Below are 6,670 nucleotides of genomic sequence, written 5' to 3'. Positions count from 1 at the left end.
GCCCCCGCCCCGCGGTCTGCCGCTCGGCGACCACGACCAGGCCCTCCGGCTCTCCGTGCCGGGCCGCCTCGGCGACGTCGGCGTTGGTGGAACCCGTCTCGACCCGCAGTTCCAGGCGCGACCACGGGCCGTACGGCGCGACCAGCGCCCGGCGCAGCCGCGCCGCCGACAGCGGCGGACGCTCAAGATCGGTGTACGGCGAACCCGGCATCCCGCCAGCCTACGGGTGCGGCACTGAGGCGAACTGCACACCGACGGTCACCTGAACCATCGTTATATTCCCTGAGTGACTACCGAGACCGGGACCAACATCCACAGCACTGCGGGCAAGCTGGCGGACCTGGCACAACGGGTCGACGAGGCGGTGCACGCCGGGTCGGCGCGCGCCGTGGAGAAGCAGCACGCCCGGGGCAAGAAGACCGCCCGGGAACGGATCGAGATGCTGCTCGACGAGGGCTCGTTCGTCGAGCTGGACGAGTTCGCCCGGCACCGGTCCACCAACTTCGGCCTGGCGAAGACCCGCCCGTACGGCGACGGCGTGATCACCGGCTACGGCACCATCGACGGCCGGCAGGTCTGCGTGTTCGCCCAGGACTTCACGGTCTTCGGCGGCTCCCTCGGCGAGGTCTTCGGCGAGAAGATCGTCAAGGTGATGGACCTGGCCATGAAGATCGGCTGCCCGGTCATCGGCATCAACGACTCCGGCGGCGCCCGGATCCAGGAAGGCGTCGCCTCGCTCGGCCTCTACGGCGAGATCTTCTTCCGCAACGTGCGGGCCAGCGGTGTCATCCCGCAGATCTCGCTCATCATGGGCCCGTGCGCGGGCGGCGCGGTCTACTCCCCCGCCGTCACCGACTTCACCGTGATGGTCGACCAGACCTCGCACATGTTCATCACCGGTCCCGACGTGATCAAGACGGTCACCGGCGAGGACGTCGGCATGGAGGAGTTGGGCGGGGCCCGCACCCACAACACCCGCAGCGGCAACGCGCACTACCTCGCCGACGACGAGGACGACGCCGTCGACTACGTCAAGGCGCTGCTGTCCCACCTGCCGTCGAACAACCTGGACGAGCCACCGGTCTTTCCCGTTGACGCGGACCTGACCGTCACCGACGAGGACCGGGAGCTGGACACCCTGATCCCGGACTCGGCCAACCAGCCGTACGACATGCACCGGGTGATCGAGCACGTGCTGGACGACGGGGAGTTCCTGGAGGTCCAGCCGCTCTACGCGCAGAACATGGTGGTCGGCTTCGGTCGGGTCGAGGGCCGCCCGGTCGGCGTGGTGGCCAACCAGCCGATGCACTTCGCCGGCACGCTCGACATCGCGGCCAGCGAGAAGGCGGCCCGGTTCGTGCGTACCTGCGACGCGTTCAACATCCCGGTGCTGACCTTCGTGGACGTTCCCGGGTTCCTGCCCGGCACCGGCCAGGAGTGGGACGGCATCATCCGTCGCGGCGCCAAGCTCATCTACGCGTACGCCGAGGCGACCGTGCCCAAGGTCACCGTCATCACCCGCAAGGCGTACGGCGGGGCGTACGACGTGATGGGCTCCAAGCACCTGGGTGCGGACCTGAACTTCGCCTGGCCGACCGCGCAGATCGCGGTGATGGGTGCGCAGGGCGCGGTGAACATCCTCTACCGGCAGGAGTTGGCCGCCGCCGAGGACCCGGCGGCCGTCCGCGCCGAGAAGATCGCCGAGTACGAGGACACCCTGGCCAACCCGTACATCGCCGCGGAACGCGGGTACGTCGACTCGGTGATCCCGCCGCAAGAGACCCGTACCCAGATCGTCCGCGCCCTCCGGGTGCTGCGCACCAAGCGCGAGACCCTCCCGCCGAAGAAGCACGGCAACATCCCGCTCTAGGTGTAATGAAGGGCCCCTTCTTTACGCCTGGTGCATAGGAAGGGGCCCCTCTTAACGCCTGTGCGGCGGTCAGCAGGGCGGGTTGGCCGCAGCGCAGAGCCGACCGGCGGCCACCGTGGCGACCCGGCGCAGCTCCGACTCGGTGCCGTCCCGGCCGAGCCCCATCACGGTGACCAGGTCACCCACCCGGACCACGGCGGTCGTCTCGGGCCGCCCTGGCGCACGGGTCTCGCCGGTGTCCAGGTTGCGTATCCGCGTGGTGTGCCGGATCAGCACCGCCTCGTCACCGGCGAAGTCGCGGTCGGTCACCTCCCACTGGTGGCTGGCCTCGGCCTGCGCGATCCGGTCCCCCCACTGGGCGTCCCCCTTCGACCGCCACGTCGCGCACGGTGCGAGCAGGACGTCGATCCGGGCGAACAGGCCGGCGGCGACCTGCGGGGCGAGCCGGTACACGTCCTGGTTGAGCACCAGGTCCGCCGGACGAGGCTCGGCGCCGTGGGGCCGCGACCGCAGCAGCGTCTGGGAACGCGAGTAGCGGGACGTCTCCCAGCGCGTGGTCAGGCCCTGCTCCTCGTGGCAGGCCAACAGCATGACGTCGAGTCGCACCGGCTCACCGAGACCCGCTTCGCCGAGCGGCGGGTCGGTGTTCACGCGCAGGTCGCCCGGCTGCACCAGCGACGCCAGGGGAATCTCGGCGAACGCCCTGACCGAGGGCTCCATCAGCGGGGTCGCCAGTTGCGGTGGCGGTGCCGCGAGGTTCGTCATGACGACGGCGGACGCGGCGGCCACGACCAGCACCGAGGCAGCCGCAGTCAGCACGGTACGACGCCGCCGGCGGCGGGCCCGGGTACGCAGTTCGGCCGGCTCCGGCCAGCGAACGTCCTGCAAGTCGTGGTGCAGGCGCTCGACGAACGTCATCTCGTCACGCACCGGAAGCCTCCTCCAGATCCGAGACGGCGAGCAGCCCGGCGAGCGCGGCGCGTCCCCGGGAAAGTCGGGCTTTGACCGTGCCGACCGGGGCCGCGGTCTGTCGCGCCACCTCGGCGACCGGCAGTCCGACCAGGTAGTACAGGGCGATCGCGACCCGCTGTTCCTCAGGCAGCCGGCGTAGCGCGGCGACCACCTCGACGGTCTCGGTGCCCGGGCCGGGCACGCTCTCGACCGCACCGTGCCGCAGGTACGCCCTGGCCCGGCTGCGCAGGCTGCGCCAGCGGCTCACCGCGAGTCGGGCGGCCACCACCCGTACCCACGCCTCGGGGTCGTCATATCCGCTGACCGTGGACCAACGCTGCCACGCCCGGATGAACGCCTCCTGCACGGCGTCCTGTGCTTCGGCAAGGTCCCCGGTCAACGCGTAGACGAAGCCGAGCAGCCGTTGGCGGCTACCCCGATAGAACTCGTCGAACCCGTCGACGTCCGACACCTGCTACCTCCCTGAGGGTCGTAGAGGACACGCACCGGGGGGTGGGAACGGTTGCCGCGGTTACCAGGTGATGCCGATCCCGGCGAGCAACGGGCCGGCCAGCAGCAGGCCACCCGCCACCAGGACGGCGAGGTTGACCAGACCGAAGAGGACGACCCAGAAGAACGCCGGCAGCGGGGTGATGCCGGCCAACTGGTCGGCGTCGGACGCCGGCATCCCGCCCCGGGACCGCAGCCGTTGCAGCTCGACCACCGGTCGTACGCCGCCGAGCAGCAGGAACCACACGCCGGTCCAGGCGAAGGCGGCCTGCACCTGCGGGCTGGCGTACCACGAGACGGCGAGCACCGCGCCGCCGGTGACCACCAGCGAGAGCGCCCCGTAGACGTTGCGAATCATGACCAGCATGGCCAGCAGCAGGATCACGGCGATCCAGAGCAGCAGCGTGATCCGGTTGCCGGCGAGCAGCCACGCCCCGCCCAGGCCGACCAGCGGCGGGGCGAGGTAGCCGGCGAGCAGGGTGAGTACCATCCCCAGGCCGGTGGGACGGCCGGCGGAGAGCGTCAGCCCCGAGGTGTCCGAGTGCAGCCGGATGCCGTGCAGCTTGCGCCCGGTGAGCAGGGCGACAAGTGCGTGGCCTCCTTCGTGCGCGATGGTGATCGCGTTGCGGGCGATCCGCCACGGCAGCCGGGTGGCGACCACCAGCAGCGCGACGAGGCCGGTGAGCAGCACCAGCAACGGGGGCGGGTCGGGCTGCGCGCCGAACAGGCGGTCCCAGAACTCGGTCATGCCCTCGATCGACACCATGGGGCGCGAGCCTACCGCCCGCGTTGCGGAGCCGGTCCAGGGCCGGACGACCGCGCTCACCCTGCGTTGATCGCCAGGTACGCGGGCACCACAGTCATCGCATTGAAAGTTATCTCAGTCCCTCTTGCTTTTTCGGGCATCTATCTTCAATGATGTCTGTCAATTGACAGCCGTCTCAGGAGGACGCCATGCGTCGGACCAGATCATCGCTGCGTCGGCTGACCGCCGGCGCGCTCACCGTCCTCGCAACCGCAGCGGCGGCGCTGGTCGCCACCGCGACCCCGGCCGCCGCGGCCACCGTGCCGGGCATCGACGTCTCGAACTGGCAGGGCGCCATCAACTGGACGAGCGTCCGCAACTCCGGCATCCAGTTCGCCTACATCAAGGCCACCGAGGGCACCAGTTACAAGGACCCGAGGTTCAACACCAACTACGTCAACGCGTACAACGCCGGGGTGATCCGCGGGGCGTACCATTTCGCCCGGCCCAACATCTCCTCCGGCGCCGTCCAGGCTAACTACCTGGCGTCCAACGGCGGCGCCTGGTCGGCCGACAGCCGCACCCTCCCGGCGGCGCTGGACCTGGAGGGGAACCCGTACGCCGGCGGATACTGCTACGGCCTGAGCACCACCGGGATGCGCAACTGGGTGCAGGACTTCCTCAACACCTACCGCTCGCGCACCGGCCGCTACGCGGTCATCTACACCACGACCAGTTGGTGGAACCAGTGCACGGGCAGCTGGACCGGGCCGTGGGCCAACCACCCGTTGTGGGTCGCCCGCTGGGCGTCCACGGTGGGCGCCCTGCCGGCCGGCGCGCCGTTCTGGAGCTTCTGGCAGTACACCGACTCCGGCAGCGTCTCCGGTATCAGCGGCGCGGTCGACCGCAACTACTGGAACGGCGACCGCAACCGGCTGATCGCCCTGGCCAACAACACCGCCTGAGCTACGCCGCCACGGCGGGCCGGCGACGCCGGCCCGCCGCCGCGCGTCCACGTTCCTCCCCGCCGCGTCGGCGACGGCCCACCGCGTTGGCGACGGCCCACCGGGCAGCTCAGGCCCGCCGCCGCGCGGCGAGCGCCACCGGCACTCGCCCGGAGCCCCGGCGGGCGACGGTGCCCCGGCGGGTGAGGTTCCAACCGACGTACGCGGCCCCGGCGAGCGTTCCGACGCTGACCAGCGTGGCCAGCACCGCGACACCGGCGCTGGCGAGCAGCAGTACGACGTTGCCGAGCACGACGAGAGTCCACAGTGCCAGCCGGGGCCAGGCGTCCCTTCCTCGGTAACCCATCTCGGGCCTCCTTCCGTCGTCGGAGATCAGTTACCCCGGACGGCGGAGGGTCATGCGCCGATCAGTCCTGGCGGTCCGGCACGAACGTGCGGAAGACCATCTCGAAGTTGTCGAGTTGAGCCTCCCAGTCCTTGTTCGGCACTTCCCAGCGAAGGGCGAACCCCCGGTTGCTGGCCGTGACGAAGCCACGGTTACGGACTCGAAGCTGAACCCCGTTGCGGGTCTGCCGCCAGTCCCAGTCGGCGCAGGTCCGCCACTTGCAGTCGAACGGCTTGATCTCGATCAACTGGTAATTCCGCACCCCACGGACGTTCTTCCGGCCCGACTCGATCCCGCGCCAGGCCTCGGCCGCGTCCTTCCCCGGTGAGTTCGTGCGGTCGATGGTCAGTTCGCTGACGCCGTTCGGCTCCTGGTATTTGACCCAGGTGCTACCGGAGCTGCGTCGCCAGCCGTCCGGCACCGCGACCTTGAAGCCCACCGGATCGGTACGCAGCGTCCAGCCGGCGGGCAGCCCGCCGGCCGTCTCGGACGGGCTGGGCGAGGTGGACGGGCTGGCTTCGGCGGTGGCCGTCGGTGACGGCGATGCGGGCGCGGAGGTCGCTGGCGCCGACGATTCGCTGGTACGAGCCGCGTCCTGCGGGGTCTCCCGTTCGCCGTCACCGCTGGTGAGCAGTGGCACCGCCACCACCAAGCCGAGCAGCAGCAGGCAGACCAGTGCGCCGACGAGCACAGCGCGACGGGTCCGCTCCGATTGCAGCTTGCCGGCGGTGAAGACCGTGCCACGGGCCGGCGCCGGACTCACCGGCGCCGCCGGCATCAGCGATGTCGGCGGCGGTGCGGCCCGCGTCGCGTCGCCCGCCGGTAGCGCACCGACCCGGCGGGTCGGCTCGGCAGCCGGGGTGGACGCCGGCCGGTCGACCGTCGCGGTCGGCCCCGCGTCCGAGGCCGAGGTGGCCGCCGTCGCGCTCAGCCCGGCCCGCTCCGTCGTGGCGTCCCCGGTTTCCCCCGCGCCCGTCGCGCCGGAGGCGGAATGGTCGTCAACCTGCCCGGCGTCGTGCTGAGCGGTGTCCGAGGCGGTGTCGGCCGCAGCCACCTTCTCCGTCAGCGCGTCCGAGCCGGCCGCGCTGGCGTCCACCATCGCCGTCGACCCGGCATCCGAGCCGTTACCTGCTGCGGAGACCGTCGCCGTCGGTGCCGCGTCTTCGACGGGCGGGTTGCTGGCCGACGGGTCCGGAATGGCGCCGGCACCCGCGACGAGTGGGCCGACGGGGGGCGGCGTACGG

At 71.2% G+C, this 6,670-nt stretch carries 7 protein-coding genes and 1 pseudogene; 2 read left to right on the top strand and 6 right to left on the bottom strand.

All coding sequences use genetic code 11. The features are described from left to right. A pseudogene (locus C1I95_RS30850) lies at positions 1–211 on the bottom strand (biotin--[acetyl-CoA-carboxylase] ligase); the annotation flags it as partial. Between the two features lie 75 nt (positions 212–286). Between C1I95_RS30850 and C1I95_RS30845 the strand changes: the two are divergent. Next, positions 287–1,870: an acyl-CoA carboxylase subunit beta gene (locus C1I95_RS30845; RefSeq protein WP_111219209.1), complete on the top strand. Its 1,584-nt coding sequence runs from the start codon at positions 287–289 to the stop codon at positions 1,868–1,870. A 69-nt stretch (positions 1,871–1,939) separates the two neighbouring features. Here C1I95_RS30845 and C1I95_RS30840 read toward each other — a convergent pair whose 3' ends face one another. From C1I95_RS30840 to C1I95_RS30830, 3 genes are read right to left on the bottom strand one after another with little or no spacing between them, the layout of a single operon-like run. Continuing rightward, positions 1,940–2,800, bottom strand: coding sequence for a hypothetical protein (locus C1I95_RS30840; protein ID WP_111219208.1), 861 nt, complete (start codon positions 2,798–2,800; stop codon positions 1,940–1,942). Further along, on the bottom strand, positions 2,793–3,293 hold the full coding sequence (locus C1I95_RS30835) for a SigE family RNA polymerase sigma factor (protein ID WP_111219206.1): 501 nt from the start codon (positions 3,291–3,293) through the stop codon (positions 2,793–2,795). The genes C1I95_RS30840 and C1I95_RS30835 overlap by 8 nt, the downstream gene beginning before the upstream one ends. Before the next feature lie 60 nt (positions 3,294–3,353). After that, entirely contained in the window at positions 3,354–4,097 is a 744-nt protein-coding gene (locus C1I95_RS30830) for a M50 family metallopeptidase (protein WP_111219204.1), read from the bottom strand. 188 nt (positions 4,098–4,285) lie between these two features. Here C1I95_RS30830 and C1I95_RS30825 point away from each other — a divergent pair, with 188 nt between their 5' ends. Continuing rightward, a complete protein-coding gene (locus tag C1I95_RS30825; protein WP_111219202.1) occupies positions 4,286–5,041 on the top strand; it encodes a GH25 family lysozyme in 756 nt (251 codons plus the stop codon). Between the two features lie 109 nt (positions 5,042–5,150). On the opposite strand, the gene C1I95_RS30820 is transcribed toward C1I95_RS30825, so the two are convergent. Next, positions 5,151–5,387: a hypothetical protein gene (locus tag C1I95_RS30820; RefSeq protein WP_146605906.1), complete on the bottom strand. Its 237-nt coding sequence runs from the start codon at positions 5,385–5,387 to the stop codon at positions 5,151–5,153. A gap of 61 nt (positions 5,388–5,448) precedes the next feature. Beyond that, positions 5,449–6,670, bottom strand: a 1,222-nt coding sequence (locus C1I95_RS35485; protein ID WP_499877997.1) for a serine/threonine kinase C-terminal domain-containing protein, incomplete at its 5' end; no start/stop codon positions are given.

This window comes from Micromonospora craterilacus, from assembly GCF_003236315.1.
GTDB lineage: Bacteria > Actinomycetota > Actinomycetes > Mycobacteriales > Micromonosporaceae > Micromonospora > Micromonospora craterilacus.
Note: the sequence above shows the minus strand (reverse complement) of the source record. Positions and strands in the feature narration are given on the sequence as shown.